Origin of the sequence: Citrobacter sp. CFNIH10 (genome assembly GCF_002934585.1) — a bacterium.
Lineage (GTDB): Bacteria > Pseudomonadota > Gammaproteobacteria > Enterobacterales > Enterobacteriaceae > Citrobacter_A > Citrobacter_A amalonaticus.
Window position 1 is genome coordinate 3,829,667 of sequence record NZ_CP026216.1, and the last position, 17,421, is coordinate 3,847,087.

The 17,421-nt window shown below is 53.2% G+C and carries 14 protein-coding genes and 1 pseudogene; 7 read left to right on the plus strand and 8 right to left on the minus strand.

Annotated elements, in window-relative coordinates; genetic code table 11:
- Positions 1-87: 87 nt before the first annotated feature.
- Together C2U53_RS29995 and C2U53_RS22300 are read left to right on the plus strand one after the other, a co-directional pair.
- Complete coding sequence (locus C2U53_RS29995) at positions 88-3,027, plus strand: autotransporter outer membrane beta-barrel domain-containing protein (protein WP_172740586.1); 2,940 nt, start codon at positions 88-90, stop codon at positions 3,025-3,027.
- A 125-nt stretch (positions 3,028-3,152) separates the two neighbouring features.
- Positions 3,153-4,046 carry a PhzF family isomerase gene (locus tag C2U53_RS22300; RefSeq protein WP_061070107.1) on the plus strand — a complete coding sequence of 298 codons (894 nt, stop codon included), beginning with the start codon at positions 3,153-3,155 and terminating at the stop codon, positions 4,044-4,046.
- Positions 4,047-4,085: 39 nt separating this feature from the next.
- Here C2U53_RS22300 and nhoA read toward each other — a convergent pair whose 3' ends face one another.
- A complete protein-coding gene (nhoA, locus tag C2U53_RS22305; protein ID WP_054176186.1) occupies positions 4,086-4,931 on the minus strand; it encodes an N-hydroxyarylamine O-acetyltransferase in 846 nt (281 codons plus the stop codon).
- 136 nt (positions 4,932-5,067) lie between these two features.
- Here nhoA and C2U53_RS22310 point away from each other — a divergent pair, with 136 nt between their 5' ends.
- Complete coding sequence (locus C2U53_RS22310; protein ID WP_054176187.1) at positions 5,068-5,637, plus strand: flavin reductase family protein; 570 nt, start codon at positions 5,068-5,070, stop codon at positions 5,635-5,637.
- Here the strand turns inward: C2U53_RS22310 and C2U53_RS22315 are convergent, their stop codons facing one another.
- Positions 5,638-6,393: a DeoR/GlpR family DNA-binding transcription regulator gene (locus C2U53_RS22315; RefSeq protein WP_054176188.1), complete on the minus strand. Its 756-nt coding sequence runs from the start codon at positions 6,391-6,393 to the stop codon at positions 5,638-5,640.
- A 148-nt stretch (positions 6,394-6,541) separates the two neighbouring features.
- On the opposite strand from C2U53_RS22315, the gene C2U53_RS22320 reads away from it, so the two are divergent.
- A complete protein-coding gene (locus C2U53_RS22320; RefSeq protein ID WP_043000668.1) occupies positions 6,542-6,907 on the plus strand; it encodes a DUF4406 domain-containing protein in 366 nt (121 codons plus the stop codon).
- A 124-nt stretch (positions 6,908-7,031) separates the two neighbouring features.
- Here the strand turns inward: C2U53_RS22320 and pptA are convergent, their stop codons facing one another.
- The 3 genes and pseudogenes from pptA to C2U53_RS22335 form a co-directional block, all read right to left on the minus strand.
- Positions 7,032-7,259 (minus strand): tautomerase PptA, encoded by a 228-nt coding sequence (pptA, locus tag C2U53_RS22325; RefSeq protein WP_054176189.1) that lies wholly within the window; start codon positions 7,257-7,259, stop codon positions 7,032-7,034.
- 64 nt (positions 7,260-7,323) lie between these two features.
- Positions 7,324-7,626 (minus strand): annotated as a pseudogene (locus tag C2U53_RS22330) (substrate-binding domain-containing protein); the annotation flags it as partial.
- A gap of 28 nt (positions 7,627-7,654) precedes the next feature.
- Positions 7,655-8,272, minus strand: coding sequence for a glutathione S-transferase family protein (locus C2U53_RS22335; RefSeq protein ID WP_044328487.1), 618 nt, complete (start codon positions 8,270-8,272; stop codon positions 7,655-7,657).
- A 402-nt stretch (positions 8,273-8,674) separates the two neighbouring features.
- Here C2U53_RS22335 and C2U53_RS22340 point away from each other — a divergent pair, with 402 nt between their 5' ends.
- Both C2U53_RS22340 and ansP read left to right on the plus strand, forming a co-directional pair.
- A complete protein-coding gene (locus C2U53_RS22340; protein ID WP_044267068.1) occupies positions 8,675-10,216 on the plus strand; it encodes a PAS domain-containing methyl-accepting chemotaxis protein in 1,542 nt (513 codons plus the stop codon).
- Positions 10,217-10,444: 228 nt separating this feature from the next.
- A complete protein-coding gene (ansP, locus tag C2U53_RS22345) occupies positions 10,445-11,887 on the plus strand; it encodes an L-asparagine permease (protein ID WP_044267069.1) in 1,443 nt (480 codons plus the stop codon).
- 35 nt (positions 11,888-11,922) lie between these two features.
- Here the strand turns inward: ansP and C2U53_RS22350 are convergent, their stop codons facing one another.
- Complete coding sequence (locus C2U53_RS22350; RefSeq protein ID WP_104446459.1) at positions 11,923-12,984, minus strand: YncE family protein; 1,062 nt, start codon at positions 12,982-12,984, stop codon at positions 11,923-11,925.
- Between the two features lie 263 nt (positions 12,985-13,247).
- Here C2U53_RS22350 and pqqU point away from each other — a divergent pair, with 263 nt between their 5' ends.
- Positions 13,248-15,368: a TonB-dependent receptor PqqU gene (gene pqqU, locus C2U53_RS22355; protein ID WP_104446460.1), complete on the plus strand. Its 2,121-nt coding sequence runs from the start codon at positions 13,248-13,250 to the stop codon at positions 15,366-15,368.
- 56 nt (positions 15,369-15,424) lie between these two features.
- On the opposite strand, the gene C2U53_RS22360 is transcribed toward pqqU, so the two are convergent.
- Entirely contained in the window at positions 15,425-16,090 is a 666-nt protein-coding gene (locus C2U53_RS22360) for a GntR family transcriptional regulator (protein ID WP_043000660.1), read from the minus strand.
- A gap of 236 nt (positions 16,091-16,326) precedes the next feature.
- Entirely contained in the window at positions 16,327-17,364 is a 1,038-nt protein-coding gene (locus tag C2U53_RS22365) for an NADP-dependent oxidoreductase (protein ID WP_044257903.1), read from the minus strand.
- Positions 17,365-17,421: the final 57 nt, after the last annotated feature.

Genomic DNA, 17,421 nt, shown 5'->3' on the forward strand with positions numbered 1-17,421 from the left:
TCGCTCTGTCTGGAAACCAAAACGCAGCGTTGAGAAATATAATTTATTCCGTGCTGTATTTGTCTATTAAAAAAAGCGAATAGGGATATGAAAGAATTTAAATTAACCAGTATGGCGCTGTTGATCGGCAGCCTGTTAATGACAAATAACGTAAATGCAAAAATTTATGATGAAGATGATGGCATTATCACCGGCAGTGGTGCCCTGGTTGCAGGTGGTAGCTATAAAATTATCAGCGTCGCAGGGGAAGACAACACCCTCTTCGTGGAAAACAATGGCGCGATTACGGTAACGGCTCCGGCTGGAACACCGATTGTTAGCGGCATGGGCGAGTTTGAAGATGGCGATTTTTCACTTGCCTCTGGCGCTGTCTTTGTTGCCAATAGCGGCACAATCAATTTGGGGTCAGGTTCTACCATTAATCAGCTTGTCGGGGATTACATTCCGGGTACGGTTGAAGGACGCCCTGACCTGGCGCTGGACAATGATTATCACACGATGTTCGCGGTTGGCATTCTCAATGTCGGCGGATCAAGCGATGCCTATCTTGCGAAAAAAGGCGCGATTATTGCTGATGATTTAACCATAAACATCAGCCACAAACGTGATAATAAGGACATCATGGGTATTTACGCTGATAAGAATAACGGCGTGATTACCCTGACCGGTGACACCACGGTGAATGCAACCATCACCGGAGCGAAGGGACACATTTTTGGCATTTATGCGAAAGAAGGAACCCTCATCAACGCTGAAAACCTGATTGTTAATAACAAGAGTACGGAATACTCCGTGGGGATCGTTTCAGAATCGACAAATTCCACTCACCGCTCGCTTATTCGTTATCAGAATGCCACCGTGAAATCCGTTGCTGATGAGTTTGCAGACGGTATTAATGCTAACGCGGGTTATATTGAAGCCTTTGGTGATACCGCGGTCGATATCACTGCCAATCGCGTTGGGGCGGTTGCTACAGGTATCTGGCTATCTGATGGTATTGATGACATCGATTTGGATTCGTACATCACCACTCATGGAACGACGTCAGTATTGTTAAAATCAGGCGCGGATCAGACGGTTCTTGAAGGCGTCGATTCAATGGGCTCCTCGCAATATACCGGTAATAACCTGACCATTACCCTGGATACTCAAGGGCATCAACAGACGACCGGTTCCGGTATTATGGCCAGTAAAGAAGATGCCCTCACGGCGGGTAAAATCGACATTAATGGTCGTCTGAACATTGATGTTGTCGATACCACCCGCAGTGGGAGCTGGAAATACGTTCAGGCGAATAAAGGCGGCGAGATCACGCTGAACGGTGGGGTACAGATGGGGGTTAACTACAACGACCCGGATGCCACTGCCATTCTGGCGGAAAACGCCGACTCCCGCGTGACGATTAACCCGCAGAAAATCGACGTTGTCGGGACGATTGAAGCCCTGGATTCCGCCGTGGTTGATGTGAATGCGATTAACCAGTCGCGTTTCGTCGGCGGGATGGTCACCAGCGGCAATGCAGTGAATAACCTGTCGCTGGCCGACGGCTCGGCCTGGAACATGACCAAAAGTTCTCAGCTCACCAACCTGACGCTAAATGACTCCACGCTGACCTTTATGCCAGCCGCCACAAAGCGTCGTATGCTGACGCGTGATAGCGCGAGCTTCAAAACCCTGACGGTGGACGGTGATTACACAGGCACTAACGGTAATCTCGTGATGAACACCCAACTGGGCGATGACAGCTCGCCAACGGACCGGATGATCGTTGCGGGCAACACCTCCGGCAGCACGAACGTTAAAGTACTGAACGCCGGGGGCGCGGGCGGTCTGACGACGTCGGGCATCGAACTGATTAGCGTTGGCGGCAATTCTGACGGTGTGTTTAAACAAAATGGCCGTATCGTGGCCGGTGCGTATGACTACACCCTGCATCGTGGTGAAGGCGAGAATAATAAAAACTGGTATCTGAGCAGCGCCCTGTCTCCGGTTACTCCGCTGGATCCTCTGAATCCTACCGATCCGCAGCCGCCAACTCCGACGCCGCGCGAACACGCGGTGCGTCCGGAAGCCGGTCTGTACGGCATGAACCTGCAGGCGGCGAACACGCTGTTCAATACCCGTTTGCAGGATCGTCTGGGCGAAACGCATTACGTGGACGCGCTGACCGGCAAAGAAGCCGTCACCAGTATGTGGCTGCGTAACGTGGGCGGTCATACCCGTCAGAAAGACAGCAGTGGTCAACTGGATATGCAGGCCAACCGTTATGTCATGCAACTGGGCGGCGACATTGCGCAGTGGTCTTCGGACAACACTGACCGCTACCATCTGGGTCTGATGGCCGGTTATGCGAACCAGAAAGCGCGTGCCGAAAACCAGCGTAACGGTAACCGGGCCGACAGCCGCATCAGTGGTTACAGCGTTGGTTTGTACGGCACCTGGCTGCAGGACAACGCGACGCATGAAGGCGCGTATGTCGATACCTGGGCGCAGTACAGCTGGTTTGATAACACCGTTTCTGGTCGTGACGTCGAATCTGAAGAGTATGATTCTAAGGGCTTCACCGCCTCTGTTGAATCCGGCTACACCTGGAAACTGGCCGAACTCAGCGAGCGTAACGCGCTGTATATTCAGCCAAAAGCCCAGATCACCTGGATGGGCGTGAAGGCAGATGAGCACAAAGAAGTTAACGGTACCCGCGTTGAAGGTAATGGCGATGGCAACATCCAGACCCGCGTCGGCGTCCGTCTGTTCGGCAAGGGCCACAACACACTGGACGACGGCAAAGACCACACCTTCCAGCCGTTTGTCGAAGCCAACTGGATCCACAACAGCAAAGACTTTGGCGTCGCAATGAACGGTGAAAATGTGAATCTGAAAGGCGCCCGCAATATCGGCGAACTGAAAGCCGGGGTTGAAGGCCAGTTGACGAAGAACGTCGCCCTGTGGGGCAACGTCGCTCAGCAGGTTGGTAACAACGGCTACAGCGATACCTCTGCAATGGTGGGGATTAAAGCCTCCTTCTGATAATAAAACACCCGGCTCATGTAAATGCCTGCCGGGTTTTATTCTTTCACACGCCGGATTGACAGATGCATCGCTATCCGGCCTTTTCCACGTTATGATGCTTCCCTCACTCAGGGAGAACGCTAATGAAACCACAGGTTTACCACGTTGATGCTTTCACCAGAACCCCCTTTCGCGGCAATTCCGCAGGTGTCGTCCTGAATGCTGATGGCCTCAGCGAAACACAGATGCAACTGATTGCCCGCGAACTACGCCACTCCGAAACCGCATTCCTGCTGCGAAGCGATGACAGCGATGTCCGCATTCGCTACTTTACGCCAACCGTAGAAGTGCCGATTTGCGGGCACGCCACCGTTGCGGCGCATTATGTCCGCGCCACGGTGCTGGGACTGGGCAACACCACAGTCTGGCAAACCTCGCTGGCGGGTCGACACCGGGTGGCAATCCGTCATGATGACGGTGATTACCGTATTTCGCTGGAACAAGGCACGCCAACCTTTGAAGCGCCGATTGAAGGTGACATCCGCGCGGCTATTCTTCGTGCGCTGCACCTGAATGAAAGCGATATGCTGCCGGGCTTGCCGATTCAGGTGGCGTCGACAGGCCATTCTAAAGTGATGATTCCGCTTAAGCCTGAAGTCGATATCGATGCCCTCGCTCCCGATCTTTCTGCGCTTTGTACCATCAGTCAGCAAATTGGCTGCAATGGCTTTTTCCCATTCCAGATCCGTCCGGGCAAAAATGAGACTGACGGGCGCATGTTCTCACCGGCAATTGGTATTGTTGAAGATCCGGTGACCGGCAATGCCAATGGCCCGATGGGTGCCTGGCTGGTGCATCACGGTTTACTGGAACACGACGGGAAATCGCTGCAGGTAAAAGGACATCAGGGACGGGCATTGGGTCGCGATGGCACCGTTGAAATTAACGTGACGATTCAGAATAACCAGCCGGAAAAAGTCACCATCACGGGTAACGCGGTGATTCTGTTTCACGCTGAATGGGCGATAGATTTTTAAAATTATGCCCGGTAAGCGCCTGCGCCTACCGGGTTTTCATTATTTTCCCGCTTCGGGATGCGTATCAAACGCCGCCATCACCCTGGCAAGCTCAGTTTCCGTAAAACCATGCTTCGCATCTGTCACTCCCAGACCAAAACGTTCCTGTAGCAGCGAGTACAATGAAGCGACATCCGGTAAATTGCGCTGTTCTGCCACTCTGTCACCTTCGTAATGCGTGAAATGGAAGTTAGTGAGGGTCAATTTTCCCCTGTCCGGCAAATGACGACACATCAGCAGATGATGACGAAAATGCGATTGCGGCCAGTGCGCAGACCAAAAGTTGCCCATCACATAATCACTTTGCTGCTGCACCACCCGATCAAAACGGTACATCGATTGCCAGCGATCGTGATGACAAAACTGCAGGATCCAGTCGTCCCCCTCCTGCTGCAAACGGTATTCTCCATGTGGCGTCTTCTGGATAATGTCCGCTTGCAGACGAATGGGGGCAGTAAGCGTCTGACCACCAAATCCCACATCGGCGATCCACGATTCGCCATCCAGTTCAACCAGCAGCAGACGGTGAGTTCGCGGTGGCAGGCTCGGAGGATTAGCCAGCACCACACGTCCCAACAGGCTACGCACGGTAAATCCCAGTTCGCGCAGAACGCGCTCAAATACGCCATTTTGCTCAAAGCAATAGCCGCCGCGACGTGCGGTAATCAGTTTCTCTTCCAGCGACCTGTCATCAAGGTGCATTTCTCGCGGTAACAGCACGTCGAGATTTTCAAACGGGATAGTACAGTTATGCTGCAAATGTAGCGCCCGAAGCGTCTCAATATTGACTTCGGCACGCCCTGACCAGTTCAGACGAGCAAAATAAGCATTCAGGATCGGTGTCATCAGATTTCCTGTCGTGGGCCTTAAATCGTTATCCGAGTATAAACGATGAGCCAAAGAGTGAGGCAGGTGTTATTCGGCGCTTGGCGCAACGTCAGTTTTCAATAATACTGAGAAAAACCCTTTGCGAGACAATTCTATGAGTCGATTTCGTCCTGTCGAATTACGCCACGCCAGTCGTCTGCTCAATCATGGTCCCACGATACTTATCACCAGCCGCGATGAGGTCAGCAACCGGCGCAATATCATGGCCGCCGCATGGTCGATGCCCGTTGAGTTTGATCCGCCTCGTCTCGCCATTGTGGTCGATAAAACGGCCTGGTCGCGGGAATTAATTGAGCGCAGCGGCCTGTTCGGTATTGTCATTCCCGGTGTTGCCGCCACTAACTGGACATACGCCGTTGGCAGCGTTTCCGGGCGCGATGAAGACAAATTCAACTGTTACGGCATTCCGGTGGTCAAAGGCCCCGTACTGGGACTGCCGGTCGTCGAAGAAAAATGTCTGGCATGGATGGAATGCCGCCTCCTCCCCGCCACCGCTGCGCAGGAGAAATACGATACCTTATTCGGTGAAGTGGTTTCTGCCGCCGCCGATGAACGGGTGTTTGTCGAAGGCCGCTGGCAGTTCGATGACGACAAACTCAACACCCTGCATCATCTTGGCGCTGGTACATTTGTCACCAGCGGCAAACGCGTGACGGCGGGCTAACTACGCCCTCACCACCGTGATCCCCTTCGCGTTCATCGCGCGGATCCAGCTTTCGTCGGTATTCTCTTCCACGACGACCGTATTAATCAGCGATACGTCGCCAATGGCAAAGGGAGACGCGGTGCTGATCTTCTCCGGTGACGCCAGGACGATAGTTTCTGCGGCTCTGGCGGAAAATGCACGTTTGATGCACGCTTCTTCGTAATCTCCCGTGGTTAACCCCGCTTCCGGGTGAATCCCCGTCACGCCCATGAAAAAGAGATCGGCCTGAATGTTACGCATTCCTTCAACCGTCGCCGCGCCTACCGTGACAATGGAGTGCTTATACACGCGGCCACCGATGAGGATGATCTCGATAAGCGGATGATTGACCAGCCCTAATGCGATGCCCGGACTGTGGGTCACCACGGTAATGTTTAAATCTTCCGGCAGACAGGCGATCAGTTCTGTTGTTGTCGTCCCACCATCAATGATTACCACCTGACCGGGGGAAATCAGCGTAGCCCCTTTTTGCGCCACGCGCTTTTTGGCGTCGGTTTTCAATGACTTTCGTTCAAGAAAAGGCGCCGTCGCACCAGACGATGGCAGCGCCCCGCCGTGTACACGCTGCAGAAATCCTTCCGCGGCAAGTTCACGTAAATCGCGGCGGATCGTGTCTTCGGAAACCGCGAACCGGTTACTGAGCGCCTTCGATAACACCTGACCTTCGGCGGCCAGCAGTTCAAGGATCAATTTCTTTCGCTGATCGGTAAGCATAGGGTTATTCCTGAATGTGCACGATTGATCTTGATCGTACACGAATTTGCTGTTTATGATACGTACTCTACAAATACAACGGCCTTCAGGCAACTAAAACGTGCAGAAATGTGCATTTCTGCCTACGACAACAAAGAGTGAGGATATCATGACAGCACAACTCATTTTAATCGCCGGCCCTTATCGCAGCGGTACCGACGGAAACCAGGCACTGATCGACGCCAACCTTCATCGTCTCGAAGCCGCTGCACTGGAGGTATACCAACGCGGACACATTCCGCTGATTGGCGAATGGCTCGCGTTGCCGCTGGCAAAGGCGGCAGGTTCCATGTCGTTAGATGATGAGATCAGCGAAGCGATGCTCTACCCGGTCGCCCACCGACTCATTACCCGCTGTGACGCGATTTACCGGATTGCAGGGGCATCTAAAGGTGCCGACATGGATATCGAGGTCGCCCGCCAGCATGGACTGACAATTTATACCTCAGTCAATGACATTCCACAGAACGGATGAAAGGTAGACAACAGGTAAAAAGGAGCGAGCCGCCTGGAGAAAGGGATAAATTTGAGTTCTGGTTCAATGTCGTCACGCGATAACCCGATGCGGCCCGGTCACCCTTCGTGACCGGGCTTTTGTATTACATGCTGTAGCCTGGCTTTTTAATCAGTACGTCCATTTGCGGTCCAATCTCGCGCTCCCAGACGCCCTGCCACTGATCCTCCGAAACTTCAGTCAGCGCCACGCTCACTGAGCGCTCCTTGCTTTTCAGATGACGGATGATCACCTCAGTTATATCATTGGCCAGCGCCGCTTTTTGTTCATCATTCAGGTCGCGCGGAAAACATTTAATATCAACGTGTGGCATAGCAGGTTCCTTATTGTCAGTGTGACGTTAACGCTAGCACACTCGACAACATGCATGTGTCGGTTTATGCGGATTCACGCTCGATCAGGTGAAAACCGATATCGATAATGGCCTCTTCCACTGCCGCTTGTTCAATGCGATTCGCCAGCAGCGTGGCGGCGCGCTGACCAATGGCGCGGCGGTCGACGCTGTCGGTGGTGATCGACGGGCGATTGCTGGCGGCAAAATCGAGGTCGCCAAAACCGATGACGGCCAAATCCTGCGGAATACGTCATCCACGGCTTTCCGCTTCCATCATTGCCCCCTGCGCCAGGGTATCGGAACTGCAGACAATCACGTCAAATTCCCCTTCGCTGAAGAGTTTAGTGTGCGGTTACCCGCCACTCCCGTTGCTTTCAGAGGATCCCATTGTTTTTCAACACCTGACGTAATTCTGCCCGCTGACACACGGCGTCCGCTATTGCGCTGATATTCGGCGTATTATCCTGAAACCAGTCATGCCCCGGCCCCCAGGTGCGCATCACGCACAGATAACAGTCGAGCAGCGTTAACTGTTCGCCGAAGGCATACGGTTCCGCGCTGAGCCGATCGTTGAGCCAGAGATAGAGTGATTTACGGTATTCAATACAGTTCTTTTTCAACTGTGCGGGCGCATCAGGCGCCCAGCGTTCCGGGTAGTCGGCATACGTAAATGTCGGATAGATATTGGCCACCAGCCAGACCAACAGACGCTGAAACTGCTGACGCTCGCTGCGTCCGATGGGCGGTGCCAGATCGGGGCGACGATCGAGGACCATCAGCGCGATGGCGGCTGTTTCACTCATTACCTCACCATTTTCAAGCGTTAGCGTCGGTACCTGACACAGCGGATTGATTTTTTGCAACAGATCTCGCTGTGGCCCTTCGCTGTCAAAGCCACTGACATCGACAAAACGATACGGAATATCCGCCAGGGTAAGCATTAATTCGCTGATCGCTGACCCCCACCCAGGCGCGCCATAAACCTTTATCATACTGCCTCCTGCAGGTTAAAACTCTAAGTGTAGAGTAACCTGCATTTCTGGCATGGCTTTCTCACCGTTCTTCCCGTCTGCCCCCTACGAAAATTAATAGGTCTGTAAAACTTATGATGTTAACCGTAATTGCACAATCATATTGTCTTTTTGTCATTTTTTTATCGGTCAGGTTTTACTTAAGGGAGCACGCCTACCTTCACAGGTTACGCAGATGTATTTATTTTTCATTTTAATGACATCACAGTTTAATTAAAGCCTGTAAATTTCATTTTAAATACTTTCGCCATTCTTATGTTTAGTAGAGAATGCAGCATTCTAAATACATCAATCTTTATTATCCGTCAGCCCAGGCTGACGGACTTTTGTGTTTATTCCGCACAGCATCACCAGGAGTCTTTCATGAGAAGTAACATCCCTGTTACACAGAAAGAGTATTTACTTAACGAGAAAACGACGCTGTTATCGACAACGAATACGCAAAGCCATATTACCTATGCGAATTCAGCGTTTATCGACGCCAGCGGATTTGGCGAAAATCAACTGATGGGCGAGCCGCACAATATCATCCGTCACCCGGATATGCCGCCTGCTGCATTTGCCGATATGTGGTTTACCCTGCAACAGGGCGACAGCTGGACCGGCATGGTCAAGAACCGCCGTCATAACGGCGATCATTACTGGGTTCGCGCCAACGTCACCCCCGTCTGGCATAACGAACAATTAACCGGATACATCTCGGTACGCACCGTTCCCGCGCGACAGGAAATTGAGCAAAGCGAGCAGCTTTATCACAAGATAAATAATAACAATTTCAAGGGGCATCGTTTATTTAAGGGAATTATTATCCGTCGTGGCGTACTGGCTTGTTTGTCGGCATTTAAATGGTTGTCCATCCGTCAACGTGTCAATTATGCTATCGGTATCAGTCTGTTTCTCGCCTTGGGTATTATTTTCTTAGCCATTAATCCGCTTATTCAGGCAGGCGCATTTACCCTCTTATTTTTGCTGCTGGCTATTTACCTTAAGTATCAAATTTGTCATCCGGTTAAACAGATCCTGGCCCAGATGCAGAAAGTGGTCGCCGGGCGAAAGCCCGACAGCATTCATTTAAATCGTGTCGATGAACTGGGGATGATGATGCGTCTGGTTAATCAGGCCGGATTAAATCTGAATTCACTGGTGGATGATGTGAGTACGCAAATTGCCGGGATTCAGGAAATCAGCAAGCGCGTCAGTCAGGAAGGCACGGCGTTGCATAAGCGTTCCGAAGAGACCTCGGCCAATCTACAACAAACCGCGGCAGCCATTGAAGAGATTGGCAGCGCAGTACAGCAAACGGCGGATACCGCCGCACAAACCATGACGATGGCGGACAGAACCAGCGCTAACGCCAGCGAAGGGGGCGATTTTATGAAGCAGACGATCGGCATGATGCAGTCGATTTCCCGTGATAACGGGCAGATCGTCGACATCATTGGCGTGATCGACAGTATTGCTTTCCAGACCAATATCCTCGCGCTTAACGCAGCGGTCGAAGCCGCGCGCGCCGGTGAGTCCGGACGTGGGTTTGCGGTCGTTGCCGCCGAGGTGCGGAATCTGGCGCAACACTCCGCGTCAGCAGCCAAAGAGATTACCTCGCTGATTGAGAAGAACGTCGCCAACGTCAATGCCGGCGTGAGCATGGTTGAGCAGACGGAAACCCATCTGACCGGGATGATCGAGGACGTGTTCCAGATGTCGACCATGATCAGAGAAATTGGCCTTGCGACGCGTGAACAAACCCAGGCGCTGGAACTGATCAACGATTCGATCTCCCGCATCGGCACCATGACCGATAACAACGCCGCGATGGTGGAAAGCGTCAGGGATGCCGCCGGCAGTCTTTCCAGGCGCTCCTCACGCCTGCAACAGGCGGTGAGCGTCTTCGGCACCTCCGCCTAATCCCCCTCCCGCTCTGCCTGTTCAGAGCGGGATTCCACTTCAGTTTTGGTTGATTATTACGCAATCTGATCATTTTAAATGGACTATTTTGCACCGTTTATTATTTGCAGGTAGGATGCTCCGCCGGTGGTGTTATCCCTACCCAGAATGACGGGAAGCATCACCGGCGTCGCGCCGGGGAGTTGCGGCAAAAGGTTCGATTTATCAGACAGGTAAACAGGTAACGTAATGAATACACAAGAAACAACGGTGTCGGAGCAGCACGCGGCGAAACGACGCTGGTTGAATGCCCATGAAGAGGGGTATCACAAAGCGATGGGCAACCGTCAGGTCCAGATGATCGCCATCGGCGGCGCCATTGGGACCGGGTTATTTTTGGGCGCCGGTGCGCGCCTGCAAATGGCAGGCCCCGCGCTGGCGCTGGTCTATCTGGTCTGCGGGATCTTTTCATTCTTTATTTTGCGCGCATTGGGCGAACTGGTTTTACACCGCCCTTCCAGCGGCAGTTTCGTGTCGTATGCCCGTGAATTTCTCGGTGAGAAAGCCGCCTACGTCGCGGGATGGATGTACTTCATCAACTGGGCAATGACGGGTATCGTCGATATCACCGCCGTCGCGCTGTATATGCATTACTGGGGGGCGTTTGGTGATGTTCCGCAGTGGGTTTTCGCCCTTGGCGCGCTGGCGATCGTCGGCACCATGAACATGATTGGCGTGAAGTGGTTTGCGGAGATGGAGTTCTGGTTTGCACTGGTCAAAGTGCTGGCCATTGTGCTCTTTCTGGTGGTCGGGACGATTTTCCTCGGCTCGGGTAAACCGCTGGACGGTAACGCCACCGGTTTTCATCTGATTACCGATAACGGCGGATTCTTCCCCCACGGCCTGCTGCCGGCGCTGGTGCTGGTACAAGGGGTGGTCTTTGCCTTTGCGTCTATCGAACTGGTGGGAACCGCCGCCGGTGAATGTAAAGATCCGCAGACGATGGTGCCTAAAGCCATCAACAGCGTGATCTGGCGTATCGGCCTGTTCTACGTCGGTTCTGTGGTACTGCTGGTGCTGCTGTTGCCATGGAACGCCTATCAGGCGGGACAAAGCCCGTTTGTGACTTTCTTCTCGAAGCTCGGCGTGCCTTACATTGGCAGCATTATGAACATCGTCGTGCTGACTGCCGCCCTCTCCAGCCTGAACTCCGGCCTCTATTGCACCGGGCGCATTTTGCGTTCGATGGCGATGGGCGGATCTGCGCCAAAATTCATGAGTAAGATGAGTCGTCAGCATGTGCCCTACGCGGGAATTCTGGCGACGCTGGCGGTGTACGTTGTTGGAGTTTTTCTCAACTATCTGGTGCCATCGCAGGTCTTCGAAATCGTGCTGAACTTTGCGTCACTGGGGATCATCGCTTCATGGGGCTTTATTGTGGTCTGCCAGCTGCGTCTGCGTCAGGCAATCAAAGAAGGAAAAGCCGCCGATGTCAGCTTCAAACTGCCTGGCGCGCCGTTTACCTCGTGGTTAACGCTGCTGTTCCTGTTGAGCGTGCTGGTCCTGATGGCCTTCGATTATCCGAACGGGACATGGACCATTGCTTCCCTGCCGCTGATTGCCATCCTGCTGGTCGCCGGTTGGTACGGCGTGCGTAAGCGAGTGGCGGAAATACACCGCAGCGCGCCATAAACAACAAGGCCTGCACACGGTGCAGGCCTTTAACTTTACAGGGCGATGCGAATCACATCATCCGGTTCAGTGGCTTCTTTCTCACGCGTAGATTTCTGCTTCACGCTTACGTACAGCGTTTTGCCATCGGCGGACAGCGCCAGGCTGTTCGGGAAGGTTGGCGTATCAAACGTTTTCACCACGTTGTAACTCTTCGCGTCAATCACGCTCACTTTACCCGCCTGACGGTGCGTGACGTACACTTCGTTACGCGTTGGGTTGAACAGAACGGCCAGCGACTCCGGCGCCGCGACTTTCGCCAGCACGTTGCCGTTGCGGGTATCGACAACCACCACTTCAGCCGCTTTTGAGTCGGTCACAAATGCGCGATGACCTGCTGTATCAAGGCTCAGGTTGATGAAGAAGTGCTCTTTGCCATCCTCCAACAGTTTTTTACGGCTGAGGATCTTGTTGGTGGCAGTATCGATAGTAATGAATTCGCCATCGGCATTGGTGGTGTACAGACGTTTCGCCTGGCTGTCGATCGCCAGGCCCGCGCCCATTTTACCGGTATTCTGGATCGTCTCTTTCAGCGCAATTTTTTCGCCATCCACCACCCAAATCACGCTCTCTTTACCGAGACCGCTGATATAGACCGTATTGGTCGCTTCATCGACAACCAGCTCACGCGGCTGCAGCGGACGTACCTCTTCTGAGCGCTTACGGGCGTCGAGAACCAGTCGCCCTTTCACTTCACTCGTTTTCGCATCAATGGCCGTCACCGCACTGTTGACCGTGTTGCCAAACCACAGCGTCTGGGTCGCATTATTGATGGTGGCACCAAACGGTTTGAGATCGTTGTGGATAACCTGCGTGACGTCCAGCGTCACCGGATCAAGACGATAGACGATACCGCCCTTGTCCAGTTTGCGGCTTTGCGAGGTCGCCAGCCACAGGGCGTTTTCCTGCTGGCTGAAGGCCATTTCGTAGGCGCCTTTGCCCACACCTTTACGCAGCAGGTCTTCTGCAGCCTGAGCGCTGAATGAAGAAGCAACCAGCAGTGAACCTAACAGCAATGAACCCCGCAGACGCAGCGAGAACAGATGACGAAAATGCATGACGACTCCCTTTGATAAATAGCTATTTTGCTGCTTCACATCGCTTCAACGAGCAACATCCTGGTATTGCTCTTGTTTATAGATGGGAATGGTAATCATTATTCATGTGAATGTGGAGCATTTATTCGCATTCTGGCTACAATCTTCTTAATTTCCTCATTAATTTTTAACGCATCGTGCCGTTAAAATTTTCAAATATTTACAAACCCATTAACATAGAACTTACATACCTCTGGGTACGTTCAATTTAACTGGCCTTTTTCATGAATATTATTTCCGCACGACATATCGCAGTACCCGCACTTTTTCTCCCGCTTGTGTTCTCATCGTCGGTTATGGCAGATGAGGCTGGCGATGACCAGACAATGATCGTCAGCGCTTCACCCCAGGCGATATCAGAACTGGATATCCCTGCAGCCGTCAGCGTCGTTGACGGTGAAGATATGCGTCTGGCCGCGCCGCGCATCAACCTGTCGGAATCACTGACCCGCGTGCCGGGACTTCAGGTGCAAAACCGGCAAAACTATGCGCAGGATTTGCAGATCTCGATGCGTGGGTTCGGCTCCCGATCCACCTATGGGATCCGCGGCATTCGTCTGTATGTGGACGGCATTCCGGCGACGATGCCGGACGGTCAGGGGCAGACATCGAACATTGATCTCAGCAGCGTACAGAACGTTGAAGTGCTGCGCGGTCCCTTCTCTGCGCTATACGGTAATGCTTCCGGCGGCGTGATGAATGTCACGACCCAAACCGGTCAACAGCCGCCGACGATAGAAGCGAGCAGCTATTACGGAAGTTTCGGGAGCTGGCGTTATGGGCTGAAAGCCACGGGCGCGATGGGTGATGGTACTCAGGTGGGTGACGTGGATTACACAGTCTCCACTACCCGTTTCACCACCCACGGCTATCGCGATCGCAGCGGCGCGCAAAAAAATCTGGCCAACGCAAAACTGGGCGTACGTATCGATGACGCCAGCAAGCTGAGTCTGATTTTCAATAGCGTCGATATTAAAGCCGACGATCCGGGTGGTCTGACTGAAGCGGAATGGCGGGCGGATCCCCAACAATCCCCCCGCGCTGAACAATACAACACGCGCAAAACCATCAAGCAGACCCAGGCCGGATTGCGTTATGAGCGCCAGCTCAGCGCGCAGGATGACATGAGCATCATGATGTACGCCGGAGAGCGCGAAACCACGCAGTATCAGTCGATACCTATGGCGCCACAGCGTCGCCCCTCTCATGCGGGCGGCGTGATCGCTTTGCAGCGCCATTACCAGGGTATCGACAGTCGCTGGACGCATCGCGGTGAACTGGGCGTCCCCGTAACCTTCACCACCGGTTTGAACTACGAAAACATGAGCGAAAACCGCAAAGGCTATAACAACTATCGACTGAATAATGGCGTACCGGAGTACGGTCAGAAAGGCGATCTGCGCCGCGATGAACGTAACCTGATGTGGAACGTGGATCCCTATCTGCAAACCCAGTGGCAACTGACCGACAAACTCTCGCTGGATGCTGGCGTGCGCTACAGTTCGGTGTGGTTCGATTCCAACGATCATTACGTCACGCCAGGCAATGGCGATGACAGCGGTGACGCCAGTTACCATCAGTGGTTACCTGCCGGTTCGCTGAAATACGCCTTAACCGACGCCTGGAACGTCTATCTCGCTGCGGGCCGGGGCTTCGAAACGCCGACCATCAACGAGCTTTCTTACCGTGCAGACGGGCAAAGCGGGATGAATTTTGGTCTCAAACCCTCAACCAACGATACGGTGGAAATCGGCAGCAAAACCCGGATCGGCGATGGATTGCTGACGGCGGCGCTTTTCCAGACCGATACCGACGATGAACTGGTGGTTGATTCCAGTAGCGGCGGACGCACGACCTATAAGAATGCCGGGAAGACGCGCCGCCAGGGTGCGGAGCTCGCCTGGGATCAACGCTTTGCCGGAAACTGGCGGTTCAACGCTTCCTGGACCTGGCTGGATGCCACTTATCGCAGTAACGTGTGTCGCGACCAGAACTGCAATGGCAACCGAATGCCCGGCATCGCGCGGAACATGGGGTTTGCTTCGCTGGGCTACGTGCCTGATGAAGGTTGGTACGCAGGAGCCGAAGCGCGCTATATGGGCGATATCATGGCTGACGATGAGAACACCGCCAAAGCCCCGTCTTATACTGTTGTCGGCCTGAATACCGGCTATAAATTCACCGTCAGCAGCCTGACGGTGGACGTGTTCGGTCGTGTCGATAATCTGTTCGACAAAGAGTATGTCGGCTCAGTTATCGTGAATGAATCGAATGGCCGTTACTACGAACCGGCGCCAGGACGAAACTACGGTGTAGGTGTCAATCTGGCCTGGCGTTTTGAGTAAAATCGATTATTCATAACGTACTAGCGGGGATATTCCCCGCTATATTTAAGCCAGGCTTAATGATGGTACTGTTGTTTAATTATCGCTACATTTTTATTGATAAGGTCAATTAAACAATGGCGGCTGGCGTCTTTATTTCCCGCCGCCATCGCATTCAGTAATTCCTGATAATGCCCGACGTTGTGTTGATAAGCGTCATGCTTCGCCCTGTCATAGAGAAAATGCAGACTCGGCCCCATGCGTACCCAAAGCTGTTCGATCATTTCGACCAGGGTGGGCATATTCGCAAACTGATAGATTTTGAAGCGCAGCGCCCGGTTTGCCAGCAGGCGATCCTCGACCGTACCGCTCTCATGGGCCAGCTGATAGTCCGCCAGAAGCGCTTGCAGAATCTCCATCCGCTCCGCCGTCACCTCGCCCGTCGCCGTCATTACCGCCATGCCTTCAAGCTCGCAGCGGATATGTATGATTTCGCTAAACCGCGTCATCGTAATATCCGGAACCATAAAGGCTTGTGCAGGCGCGATAGCCAATGCGTTTGCGGAGACCAGGCGTAATAGCGCTTCCCGAACCGGGGTGATACTGATCCCCAGCGCCTGTGCGATATTTTTAGTGATTAGCCTGGTGCCAGGACGTAATGCGCCAATGCTTAATTTGTCTTTTAGCCCTCTTTCAACTTGCGTGGTCAAACTTATATGTTGCGTTTTTTCCATACCAGGCATTCTGTTTCTTCACCTCATAACATAGCCAATCGCAATTAAGCTAAATCGCCTAATTGATATAAATATCGCCTGGTTTAAAAAATGTGAAACGTAATGAATAGCAATTTACCCGCGTTTTATTAACAGCGCCGACAGATTATTCGTCGGTTACGCGGTGATATATACCCTAAATAATTAAAGCTGGAATTTAAAAATTTGCCCATTTTTTTATGGCGGCTCTCGCCGCCAGGTATGGTTTACGCGTCGTCGGCGAGGCGTATCACTACTTTACCAAAGTTTTTACCGGTCAACAGGCCGATAAAGGTTTGCGGCGCGTTCTCCAGTCCGTCGGTAACCTGCTCACGATAATGGATTTTCCCCTCTTTCACCCAGCGTCCCATCTCCTGCTGGAATTCGTGAAGACGATGTCCGTAATCCTGACCGATGATAAAGCCCTGCATACGGATCCGTTTTTTCAGCAGGGTCGCCATCAGCAGCGGCAGTCTGTCAGGCCCAGCCGGTAAGTTTGTCGCGTTATAACCGCTGACCAGACCACAAAGAGGAATTCGCGCCGAGGTGTTCAGTAACGGCAGCACGGCATCAAACACTTTCCCGCCCACGTTTTCGTAGTAGACATCAATGCCTTGCGGGCAGGCTTTCGCCAGTTGTTCAGCAAAATCGCTGGCATGATGATCCAGACAGAGATCGAAGCCCAGCACCTCGGTAGCATGACGGCATTTTTCCGCTCCGCCAGCCACGCCCACCACACGACAACCCTTCAGCTTACCGATTTGTCCAACCGTGGCGCCGACAGGCCCCGTGGCGGCCGCAACGACCAGCGTCTCGCCCGCTTTTGGCTGGCCGATGTCCAGTAATCCCATATAGGCGGTGAATCCAGGCATCCCCAGCACGCCGAGCGCCCACGACGGATTTTCAGGATTGTCTCCAAGCTTCACCAGCCCCGTGCCATCGGAAATATCGTAATCCTGCCAGCCGCTGTAACTCAGCACCCATTCACCCGGTTTATAATCGGGGTGATTTGACGCCACCACACGACTGACGGTGCCGCCCACCATCACTCCGCCAATCTCCACCGGCGGCGAGTATGACGGCTCATCGCTCATGCGCCCACGCATATACGGATCGAGCGACAGATAAATGGTGCGCAGTAAAACCTGGCCTTCACCAGGGGTGGCGACATCGTCCTCTTCCAGACGGAAATTCTCTGCCACCGGTGCGCCATGGGGTCGGGATGCTAATACCCAGCGACGATTACGGTGTGTTTGTTGAGCCATGATGTTCTCCTCTGCTTTTAGCATGAATCCATCAATAGTAGCAGGCCGCGGCGGTCA